This window comes from Sporosarcina ureilytica, from assembly GCF_001753205.1.
Classification (GTDB): Bacteria; Bacillota; Bacilli; order Bacillales_A; family Planococcaceae; genus Sporosarcina; species Sporosarcina ureilytica.
In genome coordinates, this window is sequence record NZ_CP017560.1 from 1,822,492 (window position 1) to 1,840,305 (window position 17,814).

Annotated in this window: 18 protein-coding genes; 14 read left to right on the forward strand and 4 right to left on the reverse strand. The window is 37.5% G+C overall.

What is annotated here, in order from left to right:
• Positions 1-168: 168 nt before the first annotated feature.
• From BI350_RS08965 to ytaF, 7 genes are all read left to right on the forward strand, one after another.
• Entirely contained in the window at positions 169-1,104 is a 936-nt protein-coding gene (locus BI350_RS08965) for an MBL fold metallo-hydrolase (RefSeq protein WP_075527786.1), read from the forward strand.
• 33 nt (positions 1,105-1,137) lie between these two features.
• Positions 1,138-1,530 (forward strand): FAS1-like dehydratase domain-containing protein, encoded by a 393-nt coding sequence (locus BI350_RS08970; RefSeq protein ID WP_075527787.1) that lies wholly within the window; start codon positions 1,138-1,140, stop codon positions 1,528-1,530.
• Between the two features lie 249 nt (positions 1,531-1,779).
• Positions 1,780-2,658 (forward strand): patatin-like phospholipase family protein, encoded by an 879-nt coding sequence (locus tag BI350_RS08975; RefSeq protein ID WP_075527788.1) that lies wholly within the window; start codon positions 1,780-1,782, stop codon positions 2,656-2,658.
• Positions 2,659-3,079: 421 nt separating this feature from the next.
• Positions 3,080-3,385, forward strand: a complete 306-nt coding sequence (locus BI350_RS08980; RefSeq protein ID WP_155767505.1) for a hypothetical protein — start codon at positions 3,080-3,082, stop codon at positions 3,383-3,385.
• A gap of 198 nt (positions 3,386-3,583) precedes the next feature.
• On the forward strand, positions 3,584-7,441 hold the full coding sequence (locus BI350_RS08985) for a DEAD/DEAH box helicase (RefSeq protein WP_075527790.1): 3,858 nt from the start codon (positions 3,584-3,586) through the stop codon (positions 7,439-7,441).
• A 4-nt stretch (positions 7,442-7,445) separates the two neighbouring features.
• Entirely contained in the window at positions 7,446-8,204 is a 759-nt protein-coding gene (locus BI350_RS08990) for a hypothetical protein (protein ID WP_075527791.1), read from the forward strand.
• A gap of 237 nt (positions 8,205-8,441) precedes the next feature.
• Positions 8,442-9,074, forward strand: coding sequence for a sporulation membrane protein YtaF (gene ytaF / locus BI350_RS08995; protein ID WP_075529319.1), 633 nt, complete (start codon positions 8,442-8,444; stop codon positions 9,072-9,074).
• Between the two features lie 137 nt (positions 9,075-9,211).
• Here ytaF and BI350_RS09000 read toward each other — a convergent pair whose 3' ends face one another.
• Positions 9,212-9,514: a YunC family protein gene (locus BI350_RS09000; protein ID WP_075527792.1), complete on the reverse strand. Its 303-nt coding sequence runs from the start codon at positions 9,512-9,514 to the stop codon at positions 9,212-9,214.
• Positions 9,515-9,652: 138 nt separating this feature from the next.
• Here BI350_RS09000 and BI350_RS09005 point away from each other — a divergent pair, with 138 nt between their 5' ends.
• The gene (locus BI350_RS09005) at positions 9,653-10,120 is read left to right on the forward strand and encodes a low molecular weight protein-tyrosine-phosphatase (protein ID WP_075527793.1); all 468 of its coding nucleotides are present in this window, start codon (positions 9,653-9,655) and stop codon (positions 10,118-10,120) included.
• A gap of 27 nt (positions 10,121-10,147) precedes the next feature.
• On the opposite strand, the gene BI350_RS09010 is transcribed toward BI350_RS09005, so the two are convergent.
• From BI350_RS09010 to BI350_RS09020, 3 genes are read right to left on the reverse strand one after another with little or no spacing between them, the layout of a single operon-like run.
• Entirely contained in the window at positions 10,148-10,972 is an 825-nt protein-coding gene (locus BI350_RS09010) for a MetQ/NlpA family ABC transporter substrate-binding protein (RefSeq protein ID WP_075527794.1), read from the reverse strand.
• A gap of 16 nt (positions 10,973-10,988) precedes the next feature.
• Positions 10,989-11,651 (reverse strand): methionine ABC transporter permease, encoded by a 663-nt coding sequence (locus tag BI350_RS09015; protein ID WP_211117153.1) that lies wholly within the window; start codon positions 11,649-11,651, stop codon positions 10,989-10,991.
• Complete coding sequence (locus tag BI350_RS09020; RefSeq protein WP_075527796.1) at positions 11,651-12,388, reverse strand: methionine ABC transporter ATP-binding protein; 738 nt, start codon at positions 12,386-12,388, stop codon at positions 11,651-11,653. Before BI350_RS09020 ends, BI350_RS09015 begins: the two co-directional genes overlap by 1 nt.
• Positions 12,389-12,811: 423 nt before the next feature.
• Here BI350_RS09020 and BI350_RS09025 point away from each other — a divergent pair, with 423 nt between their 5' ends.
• The 6 genes from BI350_RS09025 to cyoE all read left to right on the forward strand — a co-directional run bounded on the left by BI350_RS09025 (position 12,812) and on the right by cyoE (position 17,752).
• Positions 12,812-14,020 (forward strand): quaternary amine ABC transporter ATP-binding protein, encoded by a 1,209-nt coding sequence (locus BI350_RS09025; protein ID WP_075527797.1) that lies wholly within the window; start codon positions 12,812-12,814, stop codon positions 14,018-14,020.
• Positions 14,017-14,844, forward strand: coding sequence for an ABC transporter permease (locus tag BI350_RS09030; RefSeq protein ID WP_075527798.1), 828 nt, complete (start codon positions 14,017-14,019; stop codon positions 14,842-14,844). Before BI350_RS09025 ends, BI350_RS09030 begins: the two co-directional genes overlap by 4 nt.
• A gap of 14 nt (positions 14,845-14,858) precedes the next feature.
• Positions 14,859-15,746 (forward strand): glycine betaine ABC transporter substrate-binding protein, encoded by an 888-nt coding sequence (locus tag BI350_RS09035; protein WP_155767506.1) that lies wholly within the window; start codon positions 14,859-14,861, stop codon positions 15,744-15,746.
• A gap of 246 nt (positions 15,747-15,992) precedes the next feature.
• Positions 15,993-16,214 (forward strand): transcriptional regulator, encoded by a 222-nt coding sequence (locus BI350_RS09040; protein ID WP_075527800.1) that lies wholly within the window; start codon positions 15,993-15,995, stop codon positions 16,212-16,214.
• Positions 16,214-16,549, forward strand: coding sequence for a YolD-like family protein (locus tag BI350_RS09045; protein WP_082295021.1), 336 nt, complete (start codon positions 16,214-16,216; stop codon positions 16,547-16,549). The genes BI350_RS09040 and BI350_RS09045 overlap by 1 nt, the downstream gene beginning before the upstream one ends.
• Before the next feature lie 261 nt (positions 16,550-16,810).
• Positions 16,811-17,752, forward strand: a complete 942-nt coding sequence (cyoE, locus tag BI350_RS09050) for a heme o synthase (protein ID WP_075527802.1) — start codon at positions 16,811-16,813, stop codon at positions 17,750-17,752.
• Positions 17,753-17,814: the final 62 nt, after the last annotated feature.

Consider the following 17,814-nt stretch of genomic DNA (forward strand, 5'->3'; position numbering starts at 1 on the left):
AAAAGAATAGGGTGTTTGAAAGAATAAGCCTTCCGTTATTGAGTGGAGGGCTTGTTTTTATTAAGGGATGCTAGCTCCAATCACCATGAGACATCTATATCTGAATTATTCATTTCATGTTATAATGTGAATGAATATTCAATCATCGGAATTAAGGGGGAATGGAAAATGGTCAAACAACAGCGAGTGGAACTAATTGATGGGTTTGATTTAGGAATTGAACATAGAACGGGGATCTATGTCATTAATGAACGCGATTTAACGATTGTTGAAACAGGTCCGAGTCCATCTGTTCAACATATTCGAGAAGGGTTAAAACAACTTGGACGTACTGTAGCTGATGTAAAGTATATTATTGTGACCCACATCCACTTAGATCATGCAGGCGGTGCAGGATTATTATTGAAGGAATGTCCAGATGCAACTGTCGTCGTTCATGCAAGAGGGGCACGTCATTTAGCACAACCTGAAAGACTTATTGCAGGTGCAAAAGCAGTGTATGGAGATAAGTTTGACGCATTATTTGATCCAATTTTGCCAATACCTGAAGAACGCCTTCTCATTAAAGGCGAAGGAGATACATTAACGATTGGGGAAGCATGTACTTTACAGTTTTGGGATACTCCGGGACATTCGAATCACCATCTTGCTATCTATGATCCAGTTAGTAATGGCATGTTTACGGGAGATACAGTCGGGATTCGCTATGAGCAACTTATTGAGGATGGTGTTCAACTTTTCCTTCCTTCTACCTCACCAAACCAATTTAACGCAGAGGCAATGCAACACGCCATTGACCGAATGCGGGCGATGAATCTTGATTATTTATATTTTGGACATTACGGATATACGACCAATGTCGAGGAAGCGTTGAACCAAGTGGAAGCATGGTTACCTATCTTTGTAAAAGAAGCAAATGCTGTCTATTCGGAAGGACAAGATCACCACGCATTAAGTGCTCGTTTATTCAAGAAAGTCCAAAATCATTTACAACAACAAAATATATCGAAAGACCACGCCGTTTTTGACATTATAAAGCTAGATATGGATGTCAGCTCGATGGGATTAATGGAATATGTCATGAAACAGCAAGCGGTTCGATGATTTTTAAAGTCATATAGATAGGGGGGATGAAGATTGACTTTAACAGTTGGGGACGTTCTGAAATTTGAACGAAAATTTACAAATGAAGATGTTGCCTTGTTTACAAACTTATCAGGAGATGAGGGGAACCATCATACGCATCCTGATGAACTTGGAAGAGTCGTTGTGCAAGGCTTACTAACGGCTACATTACCGACCAAAATAGGCGGAGATAATAACGTGCTTGCGCGAACGATGAACTTTGAATTTTTAAGACCAGTTTTCACGGGAGACACAATCGTTTGCGAAGTGACGATTGACGAGTTCGTGGAAAAGAAACCGAATAGAATGTCAATCTCTACTTCATTTTCCTGTACGAATCAAGAGGAGAAACTCGTTTTACAAGGTACTTTTTCAGGCGTCATACGATTGACTACTGCTGGATGAAGGGAATTGAAAGGAAACTACTACTTATAGAAGATATGGCGCTGTATACATTGTTTGTAAAACCGTCTACCTAATTAATCTTGGGTAGACGGTTGTTTATATGGGAAAATTTAAAATTTCACTGTAGGTAATCCTAAGGGGGGAGTGTGAAAAGTTCCGTATTGAATATAGTTTGCCGATTGAAAAGTTCTATTTGCCTTCCTATTTACTTATATTAGAACAATGGTAGTGGAAAGGAAGAGAACTTTCATGTTAATCGACGGCGTATTTTCCGGTGGAGGATTAAAAGGATTTGCGTTAGTTGGCGCATACAGTATGTTGGAGGAGAAAGGGTATCGTTTTCAGCGAGTTGCGGGAACAAGTGCCGGCGCAATTCTTGCAAGTTTTATCGCTGCAGGATATACAGCAAAAGAAATAGAAAAATTATTAGATGAACTTGATCCAATTACCTTACTCGATCCACGAAATACAATACTGCCTATACCTTTTATGAAATGGATACGACTTTATTGGCGACTTGGACTATATCAAGGAAAGGCGTTAGAAAAATGGTTCTTTGAAAAACTGGCCAACAGGGGTGTCTATTCATTTGCGGATTTACCTACTGGAGCATTAAAGCTAGTCGCATCCGACTTAACGAATGGCAAAATGTTAGTTCTTCCGGATGATTTAGAAAGTTATGGTGTATCGCCAGAAAGTTTTCCAGTTGCACGCGCTTTACGAATGAGTTGCGGCATTCCTTTTTTCTTTGAACCGGTAAAAATGAATGTTGGTACTGGTGACACGATTATTGTGGATGGCGGCGTGTTGAGTAATTTTCCAATGTGGCTATTTGATGACGGTACTGGAAAAAGAGAGCGCCCGCTCATTGGACTAAAATTAAGTAGAAGCAAAGAAGAAGTAGGCGGACATGAAATATCGAATGCTTTACATTTATTTGAGGCGTTATTTTCTACGATGAAAAATGCCCATGATGAACGATATATTTCCCGTGAACACGAGAAGGATGTTGTTTTCATACCCGTTGACGGTTTTAGTGCAACCCAATTTGATTTAGAAGATGAAACGAAAGCGGAACTAATGAAAATCGGAAGAGAACGAACATTACAGTTTTTGAGATTTTGGTAGTTTTTGTAACTTAGGCATCATCTTTATCCGACGTAAGATGATGCTTTTCTTTTGATTCGGTTTGAACGCCAAGACAATATGAAAGGATGAGAATTTGAAGCGTGTACTATGCATTTACGGAGCTACTATTTTTGTCGGTGTCCTCCTTGGCATATTGGTCACGTATTTAATGATTAATTGAAACATTCAATCGGACAGGTGTTAACTAGGAGGCGAATGATTCATTACCTCCTTTTTTTATGTTTTAAAGCAGTGAATAAGGAATCTAAATAAGCTAAGTCGACTTTAATGAAAGTTCGAAACATCGTTTATGATAATCCTGATAACTAGAAGCTAGGTATCCAAACTGCAATTGTGTTTTTCATCGTATATCCGTGATAGAATGGTTACAGAAAAATTTTGATCTAGTTAAGGATGATACATGATGATATATACAACTGGATTTGTCACACTGATTACAAACGCAAAGGCTAAGCGCATGAATAATTTTAAAAGCAATACGCTTACACTGGAATTTATGGAAGATGTGATTGACGAAGCTTCATTAAAAATGAAATATCGCTACACAGCTTTTTTACCGAGAAGTTATGAATGCCAGACGTTAGAAGACTATACAGGGAAAATTAAGCCCTTTATTCAGAGTCAAATCCCAAGCATGATTGTCAGTCTACAAGTTATACATTTGAACTATGTGAGTGAACGTGCAAGGCGAAATTTTAGGAGATAGAAGAGAGTTAATTCGTCCAAATTGGCAAAGTTTTGAAATACTAATGGTTTCCAAGTAACGCACATTCCGCTTGTTCCCACAAATCTTTAGGTATGGTATACTGTGTAAGTCTTAAAAAATTATGAGCTTAAGGGCGGCAACGTGCTGCTCTTTTTACTATTTTTAGAAGCAATAAATGCGAACGAAAGGAAGGCATAGATGCAAGTAAAAACGAATACGAATATCCGTGATACGATGCAATGTGCCCTCGATATTACGGCGAATGCACGTAATGGAATGTTGAAATGGTTTAATAGTGAACACGCATTATTCGCATCACAACAAAGTTTTCATGTGTTTATTGAAAAGAAACCAGAAAATCGTCATGGGAATATATCTTTTTCAATTTTCTTTGATACGATTCAAAATGAAAATCTAGCGAATCATTTAAATGATCGAGTTGCTGTGATGGATTGTGTGATTAAAAATGAAGGATTTTTAGCGACAGGTTTCCATGTTCGTGGGAAAAGGGAACCAGTCGCAACGAATAGACGATTTTCAACGAATTTAAAATTTGTTTTGAATCGTCGAATGGCTGCGCAAATACCAATTGAGCTTTATACGGCACTGCGTGAATTGCCGATAGCAGAAGAACGTTCGGAATATGTGAAAAAAAGAATCGCGAGTTGGGAAGGGTACTTACGAATTCAAGAGTTGAATGCGGACGTAGAAGATATAAATACAACTTTTACAGCCCCACGATTTAGCGAAGATTTTAGCAAGATACAAATTATATGTCCTGAACTTCAAGGGAAAGTAATGCGTGCGATGAATGGATTTAGTGCGAATATTACTGGGCTTTCCGGGGATATTGGCAATGTCGTGCAAGTGAAACCATCGCAAAAAATGATTGAAATTGAATTAACGCCTACCTATAAAAATAGAGCAAGACGACATGATTTGAACATTCATTCATTTCGGGAAATCAAATTTAGTAATTTTGCCGAATTAAGTCAAGTACGCCGTCTTCGAAAAGGATTTAAAGATTTACAAGATGGATTAGCTGCGAATGCCAATTTAGAAAAAGTTCTTTTTGAAGAACGACCTGTTGTCCGGATTTCAAAAGAAAAGAAAGACCTAGTATTTCATAATCGACTCAACCAATTTCAGCGTGAAGCAGTGACGGGGGCGATGACGGCACATGATTTATATGTCATTCAAGGCCCACCTGGAACTGGGAAAACGACGGTTATTTCAGAAATTTGTTACCAAAATGCGAAAGCAGGACTCCGAACGCTTGTTGCTTCACAGGCAAATTTAGCTGTAGATAATGCGCTTGGCCGACTGTTAGATGACCAAGATATTCGAATTCTACGCTACGGCCGTACGGAAAGTATTGAAGAAGAAGGCAAGAAATTCATTGAGGAAAACGTTGCACTGCATTGGAAAGAACAAACGATGCAAGCATTGGCACAAGAATTGCAACAGCATAAAGAGAAAGCGGACCAACTGGAAAAGGATTATTTAAATTATGAACAACAGTTAGCAGCTAACAAAGACGCTATTAAATTGATTGAAGCGAAAATCATTGAAAAAGAACAAGTTCAAGTTGAACATGATGCGCTTATGTCAACGTTGGAACAATTAAATAAAGAGGAAACTAATTTATACAAAGAACAAGAGAAACTGACGAATGAACAGCAACAACTGGAGGAAAATCTCCAGCAGGTAGAAGAAAAAGTTGAACGACTAGAAAAACAAGTTCAGTTGCACGAAATTCATGCGGAAGAAAAAGCGATGGCGGAAACAGTTGAATATGAAATCATGGAAATTCAACAATCAATTGATTACAGGACAATGCATGAGCAACAACATCAACTTGAGCAAGAATTGGCTATATTGCATGAAGAAAAAACTTCAAATGATAATCGGTTACAGCAATTCGAACAATTTCTAGAAGCATCAATGTTTATTTTAAAATTAGATGACTTTCAAGCATGTTTGTTGAAGTTTCATATCGACGTACCATCTGTGACGCATACAAAAATAACAGAATTACAGCATCTTATTATGAAAATAAAAGAAAGTTTATCAAAAAATACATATGATGTCTGGAATTCGCTTGAACAACGCTTAGATAAAGCCATTCCTATGGTAGAAAATATCTTGCGGGAACAAGGCTTTTTAACGCAAGCCGTTCAAAGAACTTTTCAAGGACAAAATCGTTCACCAGACGAAGTCCATGCATTTTTAGATCGAATGGGACGATTTTTAGTAGCACCGCAAATGAAACAACTTCTAGTAACGAGAAACTATTCAGCGGAAAAATATGATGCATTGGAGAAGATTGCTTCTGCCTATACATTTTTAAAACAACAAAAACAACACGCTCGCATGCAGTATGCCTATATTGATCAACAAAAAACAATGATTGAACAATCGAAACGTCTTTTTAAAGAGATAAAAAAAGAAACAATCGAAGCGGTTAATCGTTCGACGGATGAAATCATGAGCCGGTTAGAAATGATTGCTGAAAAAATGACTGAAGTGCCGGCGAAGCAAACACAGTTAAAGAAGAAACTTGAAGCTTTACCAAAACAAAATTTGAGCATGGATCATTCAATTACAGAATTAAATGAGTCACTCGAGCATCTAAAAGAGCGCTCCGCAGCGTACAAACAAAAGCGACAAGCTTATGATGCGTATCAAATGGAATTTGAAAATAACCAAAAGACGGTTATTGAACTGACAGAAGCCATCGATAAAAATACGGATATGCAAAAAGAAAAGCAACAAGAAATCGAACGAATCAAGGAAAAGTCCGTTCAAAATGAAAACAGTCGAGCTGCGCTACAAGAAATTTTGCAATCAGAGCCAGAAAAAGAACAAGAGATGCTTTCGAAAAGTATAGAAGATAATCAGAAAAAAATTGAAGCTATAACAATTGAAAAAGAACAACTTCCAATGAAAGAAGCTATACAACAACAATGGCTAACGATGTTAGAAAATGCAACGGATTATGACTTGGATGAAATTAAAAAACTATATATTCAACATGCGAATGTTATCGGGACAACTTGTGTTGCCTCGGCAAGACGAGATTTTATGGAAGATTATCCTACGTTTGACGTTGTCATTATCGATGAAGTATCGAAAGCAACGCCTCCTGAATTACTTTTACCAATGCTTAAAGGAAAGAAAATAATTTTAGTAGGCGACCATCATCAATTACCGCCACTTATGGGACAAGAAACGCTTGAAGAATTTCTTGAGGAAAGTACGGATGCTAAGGAAAAGAAAGAACTTGAGCAATTATTAAAAGAATCATTATTTGAGCGGTTGTTTAGAACGTTGCCAAAGCAAAATAAGACGATGCTCGGCATTCAATATCGTATGCACGAAAAAATTATGGATACGATCACGCCATTTTACAAAGAAGGCGACTATGCCTTACAATGCGGCCTGGAAAACTCCGATGTTGATAGAGACCATTTACTGGAATCTCGACATTATAATCGTAACAATCATCTATTATGGTTTGATATTCCGAACGAAAAACCGTTTTTTGAGGACCGTGTAAAAGGCGGGACAAGTCGCTTTAATGAAGCTGAATTATCAAAGATTCGAATGTTATTAGTTGATTTAAACAAAGCAACTGATGAAGCGATTCAAGCAGGTAGATTAAAATCTGGGGCGAAGAAAAATGTTGGCGTGATTAGTTTTTACGGCGAACAAGTGAAGAGAATTGACCGTTTGATTCATCATGAATTAAATTTACCTCACCTACATTGCAGAACCGGTTCCGTTGACAAATTTCAAGGGATGGAAATGGATGTCATTATTTTAAGTTTCGTTCGAAATCATGACCATCCAGGTGGAGATATTGGTTTCGCGAAAGATTACCGCCGCCTAAATGTTGCCTTATCACGGGCAAGGGAATTACTTATGATTGTTGGAAGTGCAGATATGTTTACGAAAAGACCGAAAAATAAGCATACGCGACAAATGTTTGAACGATTATTAAACAATGTACAGGAGCAAGAAGGTTTTAGGCAATTACAGGTAGAGGTGAACTAATCATATGAACGAATTGAAAAGTCGCTTAACGAGAGAACTGCAACAAGACCTTCAAGTGAAAATTCTACATTCTCAATACTGGAATTTGCCAATTCATCCACTGAAAGTTGATTTTCAAACAGTGCGCCAGACGAAAATGGATGTTTTAATGAAAATGTTACTGATTGCTTTTCGGGAGTCTGATTTCAAAGATATCGATCAGTTAAGTGGTGTTCTACTTGTAGAGCCACTTTTTATTGAAAACATTGTGAATAAAATGTTGCGAGCGGGTCTTATTGAAAAACGAGAAAAAACTTTTACGTTGACAAACAAAGGAATTGACCAATTAAAAACAGAAACCTTCGTTGAACAACCGGAAAACTGTACAGAAAAACTTTTATATAGCCCGTGTCATGGAAAAGTTTTACAGGGTGAACCTGAGGATTTTCATGAACAGTTTGATGAGTATCGTTTATATGATCAATATTCCGATTGGGACGTTGACACACTTGAAATGAGTGTCATTCAAAAGACCCTACAAGAAATGCTTCCTGTAGAAGAAACACCCAATGTCCAAACAGTGATTGCTGAAATTAATTCAGTTGCACCGCTCGCAATCGATTTTTTATCTTGTCTTGAATTTCAACTTTACAATAAAGAGAAAGATATATTTTACGCACGTATTTGGAACACATTATTGGCCGAGTGGGATGAAACACTCGAAGGACAAATTAATGCGCACGACCGACAAGATTGGCGTGAAAAATATAAAGGGGAAATTTGATAAGCCATTCGAAGTAATTGCATATTTTATCGAAATTCCATAACGCTTTATGATGACATTGCTATTTAATTGTGGCATATAAGTTATTGAAAATCGCTATTCGCAAAAGAATAGCGATTTTCAATTGGCTAACAAGTTAATTTTGAATGCAGAAAATATAATCAGTTTGTTTTGGATACCAATCACCGATTACCACCTCTCGCAATATAATAAAAAAATAAGAGGTGTTATGCTGTGGTGATTTGGATAGCGATTTTAGCTTTTGCAATTTCTTCTAGTATCGATAATTTAGGGGTCGGTATGTCGTATGGGATTCAGAAGGTACAAATTAAACCAAAACAAAATCTGTTAATTGCTACGATTTGTTTTCTGTTTAGTATGGGGGGCATTTACCTTGGCATTTGGATTTTTACAATTATCCCCGGTATGCTTCCAGTCATCTTGGGTGCTGTTTTGTTATTTATCATTGGGATTCGTATCATTCTTTTAGCGAAGCCTAAGCATCATGAACAGCCCGAAGTGAATGAACAAGAAACAGGACTAAAAGGGATTTTAAAAAATCCAGAAGTTGTTGGAGATAGTGGGGCCAAAAGTATTGGTTGGATAGAATCAATTGTGTTAGGGATTGCATTGTCCGCCAACGCGTTGACGAATGGGATTGGTGCAGGGCTTATCGGATTGTCTCCTTTAGCCATTTCAATCACAGCTGCTATCGGAAGTTTTTTTAGTGTTTGGATTGGTGTGAAGATTGGTAGCAAAGTAGCTGATATACGTATCGGTGCATTTACGCTTGGACAATTCGGTACGTTATTAAGTGGGGTTATTTTATTGGTCATTGCAGTTGTCGCTTTTTCGAATATTTACAGTTAAAGAATAAGAAACATCCTGATCAATAAAGTTATTTTAATGGGCATAAAACGTAAAAAGCGAATCATTCCTTTCATTGAGGAATGATTCGCTTTTATTTTAACAAAATTCTTAGTTAAGGTATTGCTAATAAATTCTACTTAAATCATGGCAAGCAATGCATCCCGCCCAATGGTTCCTTTTTTAATGCCGAGGTTCTCAGCTTCGTAAGTGACAGATTCTAACGGGGCTTCTAGTAGTTCTTCAATCGTTTTCACGCCGACAGCCCGACCTGCGATTACTTTCCGATCCTTTAATTTTTCGTTTAACAAACCTACGTCAAGTGCACCACACATAATATAACCGATTTCATTCGTAATCATGAGTAGATTTGTTTTGGGTAATTCAACGGAAATGCTTAAAAATGTGTGGTCTGCAATGTTAATTGGTTGTAAACTAATCAATTTTTCATTCCTCCTATCTTCTCCTTACACATTATGTAGAAAGGTGAGAAAGCGTGTCATATACCGCGCATTGTTTGGTGGGAAACCCTGATATGATACACTAGATATGCACTTCATAATGAGAAAGGATGATATTTTATGATTCGTGTTTTGTTTGTCTGTCTTGGAAATATTTGTCGTTCGCCCATGGCGGAAGCTGTTTTTCGCCACCAAATTAAAGCAGAGAATTTAGATGGTAAAATTACCGTAGATTCTGCTGGGACAAGTAATTGGCATATTGGTAAACGTCCTCATGATGGAACATTAGCGAAACTAGAAGAATTAAATATTTCTACAGAGGGAATGGTAGGGCGTCAACTTGCTGGAGAGGACTTAGAGGAATTCAATTATATTGTGGGAATGGATGAGAGTAATATTGGAAATATCCGGTCGATGTTGGAAGAGCCGGAGCATCCAAAAATCTTTCGCTTCCTCGATTTAACAGACCATCGTAAAGATGTACCTGACCCATATTACACGGGAGATTTTGATGAAACTTATGAACTGGTAGAAGAAGGGTGTCAAGCTTTATTGAATAAGATAAAAAAAGAGCATAGCCTTGCATAGGCTAATGCTCTTTTTTGCAGGTAGTATTTATTCAGATGCAGTCATATACGTATCTGAAAAGTTTTCTTCAATAAACTTTGCGATTTCAGGTCCTGCCATATGTTTCGCAAGTTTTTGGATTGCTTCATCATTCGCATTGTCTTCACGTGCAACGACCACAATCGGGAAGTCTGATTCACCTTCATCAATTAATGAGTTGTTTTTAGGTGTTAATCCTAGTGGCTCTGCGTAAGCAGGAAGCATTGTGACTAAGTCAACATCGTCGATTGTACGGGCAAGCATCAACAGGTCAACTTCTGTAATTTTAAGGTTTTTCGGATTGTCTACGATGTCTTTTTGTGTTGCTGTTAATCCAACACCTTCTTCTAACGTGATGAGACCGCCTTTTTCGAGCAGTAATAAAGCACGCGCCAAGTTGGAAGAATCGTTTGGCGCTGCAACTTCAGCGCCTTCAGGTAGTTCATCAACGCTATTATATTTATTAGAGTAAGCACCTAGCATTGCGTGATAAACAGGTTGTACAACGACAAGGTTTGCGTCATGCGCCTCATTAAACTGCTCCATATACGGAGGATGTTGGAAAAAATTTGCGTCGACTTCTTTATCTTTTAACGCTTGGTTTGGCTGTACGTTATCTCCTAAAATCACAATTTCCATATCGACACCGTCTTCTTTTAGTGCAGGTTTAACCGCTTCTAACATATCTGTCATTGGCGGAATCAGGGAAGCAACTTTAATCTTGACAACGTCATCTGATGCAGCCCCGTCCGTAGTTTCATTTGTCTCTTTTGCTGAGTTACATGCTGCCAGAAACAACATTGTGGCAAATAATATGGTGAGTAATTTCTTCATTTTAATAGCTCCTTTTTTAAGAACGTTTATCTAGTTTTTTAGAGACTGTCGTACCTGTAACTTGAATGATTTGCACGAGAATAACCATCATGATAATGGTAAAAGTCATTAATTCCGTTTCAAATCGTTGGTAACCGTATCGAATGGCGAAATCTCCAACGCCTCCTCCACCTACTATCCCCATTACTGTAGAGTAAGAGACAAAACTTATTGTAGCAGTCGTTAGACCGAAAATAAGTCCTGAACGTGCTTCTCGGTATAGAAATTTGAAGATAATTTGCGTTTTCGTAGCGCCCATTGAAATTGCGGCTTCGATAATCCCTTTAGGTACATCTAATAAAGATTGTTCAACCAGTCGTGCATAATAAGCAAATGCAATAATGGACAATGGAACCGTCGCAGCAGTCGTTCCAATTGCTGTCCCAACAACTAACCGTGTAAAAGGGATTAAAAAGACGACAAGCAGTAAAAATGGAAATGAACGTACAATATTGACAAAGGTATCTAAAATTGAAAATAGCAATTTATGCTCATATAAATTTCCTTTTCTACTTAAATACAAGTACGTTCCGAGCGGCAAACCGATGAGTATGGCCGCAAGAATTGAAATGCCGACCATAATAAACGTTTGCCAAATCGCAAGCCAAATTTCTGGTTGATAAGCGATGATTTTCTCCATTATTTATTCACCACCGCTAATTTTCTTAAATCTTCTATGTATTGGTCCTCTTTTTGTATAATGCCTACGGGTTGAATGGCGAAACTATCAATGAGTTGTCCATTTTTCATAATGGAGACCCGTTCACAAATGCTTTTGATGACATCCATTTCATGCGTTACGATAACAATCGTGACACCTAATGTTTGCTTAATATGGTGTAGTACTTGAAGTACTTCTAGCGTCGTTTCCGGATCGAGTGATGAAGTTGGTTCGTCACATAAGAGAACAGAAGGGTGATTCGCTAATGCACGCGCAATCGCAACTCTTTGTTTTTGGCCACCGCTTAATTCAGCAGGATAAGCATCGTGTTTATCTGCAATGCCTACAAATTGCAGACATTCCTTTACACGTTTCTTTCTTTCGCTCTTTTTGAAGCCAACCAGTTCAAGTGGCATTTCTACATTTTCAGCAACTGTACGATTGAGGACTAATTGAAATTGTTGGAAAATCATTCCGATACGCTGTCTCGCTTTACGTAAATCACGTTCTGTGAGTGAAGTTAAGTTTTGGGAACCAACACGTACAGTCCCTTTATCGGGTCTTTCCAAAAGATTCATCATTCGAATTAACGTAGATTTTCCAGCACCACTCGTTCCAACAATGCCATGAATTTCTCCTTTATGAATTGTTAACGATAAAGGCCGGACAGCCTTAATGTCCCCGAATGATTTCTCAATATCTATAAGCTCAATCATCTTCAAAGTCTCCTTTCCACCAAATACTATACCACGAAAAGTATTGAGAGAAAACAATCATGCGTAAATAATGAAAAATCTTGATGAATTGTGTCGAGTTATATAATGTTCATATTTCAAAAGTTTGCAAATGGAAAACTAGAAGACTTTGGCTCTTTTGTAATAAAAGCTTTCAGGATTTCATGCTAATTTGTCATGATAATATCGACAGAGTTCGGATAAATTTGATAATAAGTTGTTTAAAGGGTATAATGAATTAGTCCTTGCTTAATTTGTGGGGATTGCAATCGATTGCAAACTGAGGAAATTTAACCTTCAGTTATCAAATAATGCCACAAAGTAATTACTATATATCTATTAAAATGGAGTAGGTACGTAATGTCCTACAACATTTTTTTATTTACATTCATAAGGAGAAGATTTATGGAAAAGATTGAAATTAAAAATCTGACAAAAATATTTGGTGCCCAACCAAAACAAGCGTTAACGCTACTGAATAATGGCGACTCAAAAGATGAGATTTTAGAGAAGACTGGGATGACGGTAGGCGTTAATAAAGCTTCTTTCACAGTAAAGTCCGGTGAAGTTTTTGTGATTATGGGATTATCCGGAAGTGGAAAATCAACATTAATTCGACTTGTGAATCGTTTAATTGAACCGACAAGTGGTGAAGTGATTATTGACGGTGAAAATTTAACGAGTATGGACGAAAAGTCGCTCATTGAAACAAGAAGAAAAAAACTTGGAATGGTGTTTCAAAATTTTGGCTTGTTGCCGCATCGTTCTGTGTTAAGCAATGTGGCATATGGGTTGGAAATTCAAAATGTTGACAAAAGCGACAGAGAAGCTAGAGCGTTAAAAATAATCGAGGATGTTGGTTTGAAAGGTTACGAAAACAGTTATCCAAGTGAATTAAGTGGCGGGATGCAACAAAGAGTTGGTATCGCGAGGGCGCTTACGAATGATCCGGATATTTTATTAATGGACGAGGCATTTAGTGCGCTGGACCCAATAATTCGCAAAGAAATGCAAGACGAGTTGATGCATTTACAAAGTAAACTTGGGAAAACCATCCTCTTTATTACGCATGATTTAGATGAAGCGTTAAAACTCGGTGACCGAATTGCGATTATGAAAGAGGGAGAAATTGTTCAAATTGGAACATCGGAAGAAATTTTAGAGAATCCAGCAGATGAGTATGTATCCAAGTTTGTACAAGATGTAGATCGCTCGAAAGTATTGAAGGCGTCACATATTATGGAATCTCCTCAAAAAGTTGCGAATCCAAATGATAGTCTTCAAACGGTTGTTCGTAAAATGAAGGAATTAGGACGTTCGAGCATTTTTGTGATGGATGACGAGCAAAACTACAAAGGGCTAGTTACCATTGATGATGCTGTGAAAGCAAGTCAAGAAGACCTATCGCTAAAGAATGTAATCATTGAAGACTCGGTACGAAAAGTACCTTTGAATACAGCGTTAAGTGAACTGATAGATGTTGCGGTCGAAACGAAATATCCAATAGCGGTTGTGGAAGATGGAAAGCTATTAGGGACCATCTCCCGTACAGCAATTCTATCTGGACTTGTCCTTGGAAAGGAAAAAAACAAGGATGAGGTGATTGTAACATGAATTATTTTCATTTTCCGTTAGAAGAATGGACAAATCGTTTTGTTGATGACTGGCTGCTTCCGAATTTGAGCGGCTTTTTTGATAAAATTAGTACTGTATTAAGTTCACTAGTTGATGGTGTCACGTATCTATTAACAGCAATTCCAGCAGAAGTTATTGTCTTAATTTTTCTATTGATAGCCTGGAAGATTGCGGGCAAAGGAATGGCTTTATTTACATTAATCGGCACCTTATTTATCGGGTCGGTTGATCTTTGGGTCGAAGCGATGCAAACGTTTTCGATTGTTATTGTATCGACTGTTATTTCGATTGTTATAGGAATTCCAGTGGGGATTTTTACTGCGGTAAATCGGACGGCAGATCGTATCGTTCGTCCAATTTTAGATTTTATGCAAACATTACCTAGTTTTGTGTACTTAATTCCTGCAATATTATTATTCGGATTAGGGAACGTACCGGCAGTCATTGCGACATTTATCTTTGCGGCACCTCCCGCAGTTCGTATGACTGCGTTAGGCATTAGACAAGTTCCGAACGATGTTATTGAAGCATCGAGAGCATTCGGAACAACATCAAGGCAATTGTTGTTTAAAGTTCAAGTTCCTTTAGCAATGCCAACGATTATGGCAGGCGTTAACCAATCAATCATGTTAGCCTTATCCATGGCAGTTGTGGCATCTATGATTGGTGCTCCAGGACTTGGAACAACAGTCTTAACAGGGATTTCAACGGTAAACGTTGGCCTTGGATTGACGGGTGGATTAGCAATTGTTGTCCTCGCTATTTTACTAGATAGAATTACCCAGAAACTTGGGCAAAAATAAATTTTATAGGAGAGATGACTGTGAAAAGGTTTTTAGTCGGAATGATGGCAGTATTTGTTTTAGTATTTTTAGCCGCTTGTTCATCTGGCGGAACGAAAGACGAAGGGAACGGAGATACGGCGACTGCTAAGAAAGATCAAACCATTAAATTTGGTGTAACGCCGTGGACGAGTACTGTTCCACCTACAAAAATTGCTAAACTGATACTAGAAGATATGGGTTATAAAGTTGAGGAAACAAATGCTGACGTAAGCAGTATTTATATCGGTTTATCACGTGGTGACTTAAACGTTTATATGGATTCCTGGTTCCCGACTCACCAAATCCATTTGGACAAGTACGAAGGAAAAGTTGAAGATACGGCGATTAGTTATTCTGACGCTCGTTCGGGCTTAATTGTCCCAACTTATATGGAAGACATTAATAAAATTGAAGATTTAAAAGGCAAAGAAGATTTATTTGACCATAAAATTTATGGTGTTGAGCCAGGCGGTAATGCTGCTAAAATCATTGATGAGCTAATTGAAGGCTATGACTTAGATATGGAACAAGTGAACTCATCTGAAGGCGGTATGCTTGCACAAGCAATTCGTTTAATTGAACAGGAAAAACCTGTTGTATTTTATGGCTGGCGTCCACATACAATGTTTAACAAGCTTGATATTAAAGTAATTGATGATTCTAAAGGGTACTTCAGTAACCCGGAAATTCATGTCATGACGAACGCAGGTCTTAAAGAAGAAGCGCCGGAAGCTTATGAGTTCCTAAGCAACTGGAGTATTTCTATTGACGATGTAGAAGAAATGATTGTTGCAATTGAAGAGGGCGGAGACCCGGAAGAAGTTGCACGTGAGTGGATTGATAATAATCAAGATAAAGTAAATGAAATGATTGGTAAATAAAAGGAGTAAAACCCGGCATTCATGCCGGGTTTTTTTCTTGCATATAATAGGGGATTCATTAAGAAAAAAGATGAACAGCTTCATGGTACGGATTATAGAAAGTATTGAACAAAGGAAAGATTGTGGAACAAAACGTTTCACAGTCTTTTTCTTTTATAAATGAAAAGAAGATGAAACTTCTTATAAATAAACTCTTGAAATCAGAACGTACATTCTATATAATGAGAACACGGGAGGGGAACAGGTGTGCGAACTAAGTTGGTACAGTCAATGCAAAATGCGTCAATGCTCGAAATGATTTATCTGGCTAAAGATGGTGTCATTAGTAAAAGGAAGATTCATATTCTTCACGTAAACGAAGATACTTTTCAAGCGTATTGTCATTTACGAAAATGTAGACGAACTTTTAAAGTTGACAATGTGCTGGCACTTGCTCCGATTTTTCGATACGAAAGCCTGGTGATCTAGTGGAGAATATTCGGGATCGCGGTACAAAAAAGTGGACGGCACTGATGTTACCTGAGCATGTCAAATTATTAAAAGAATGGCTAGCCGAGGATGATTATGTTGAAAAACCGGTGTTTGAAGAGTGGGAACTCGAGTTGCTCCAAGACGAAATTCAACTGGCGAAAGCTTCCGAAAGCATTGTGAAAATTCAAACTTGGAAGGGGGGTGTCGTCACTTCTTACCAAGGAAAAATTAAGGGAATTAATGTTGAATCAAGGCAAATCATTTTGCAAGATCCATTTGGTATCGAACGATTAAAAGTAGAGGACATTATAAAAATCCAATCGATTATCTAATCTCATTAATCTTACAATTACGTTCTATAAAATAGACCGTTCTGAAACCGACGTACACGTTAGATATTCACCAATTCAACAAAATCCCCAAAATTGTCAACATAATTCGACTGTTTTACTCTAATAAAACAGTCGAATTGTTACGTCTTTATGTTATTTGGCACATTTCTTTGTCTTACTCGTAAAGAACTAGTAAAATAAAGTTAAGTATGCCATAATAGTTTATTGAAGAGTAGGCATTTTTTGAGGAGAGAATGATATATGACTAAAAATGCGATAGTTTCTCAAGAAAAGGTTGAACATACTTCTTTTTCTAGTGAGAGGAAGCTATCTAGCCTATTTATGGACTTGAAATCATTATTAAAAGGGATTGTATTAATCGCGAATGTATTGCCTGTTATTACAGGCTTTTGGCTAGCTATTTATTTTACAAACGCATCTTTTTCAGATCAAAGGGGTTTGTTTTTATTAACAATGATAGGAAGTACGTTTGTGATGGCGGGTGCGCTAGTTTTAAACAACTGGTATGAAGTAGATTTGGACCGTGAAATGGAACGGACGAAAAATCGCCCGACAGTTACCGGAAACTTTTCATTGAAAACCGTGTTAACAATGGGGATTATTTTTTCAATCATTGGGTTCGTTGTTTTATATTTCACGACAATGGAAGCGGTTATCTATGCGTTTATAGGTTGGTTTACATATGTGATCATGTATACGATGTGGATGAAGAGGAAGTATACGTTAAATACAGTAATGGGTAGTATTTCTGGAGCCGTTACGCCACTGATTGGATGGGCTGCGTTAGCACCGAGTTATCATTATGTACCTATCGTTCTGGCTTTACTTTTATTCATTTGGCAAATGCCTCATACATTCGCGATTGCCATGAGAAGACATGATGAATATAAAGCGGCTGGAGTCGCAATGCTACCGGTTGTACGCGGTTTTGATTTTACGAAGCGCCAAATTATTATTTATGTAACTTGTTTATTGCCATTGCCATTCTTTTTAACCTCGCTTGGGACTATTTTTGTAGTCATTGCAACGATTTTAAATGTTGTCTGGATTTTACTAAGTGTCGGTGGATTTTTCACAAATAGCGATGCGAAATGGGCAAGGGCATTGTTTCTCTATTCAGTAAACTATTTAGCGATTTTATTTATTTTAATGATTGTTGTGACATTACCTATTTTTTCATAAATTACTAGAAAAACGTTTCTTTCTTTTCAAAGGGACGTTTTTCTAATTGAATATGGAATCAT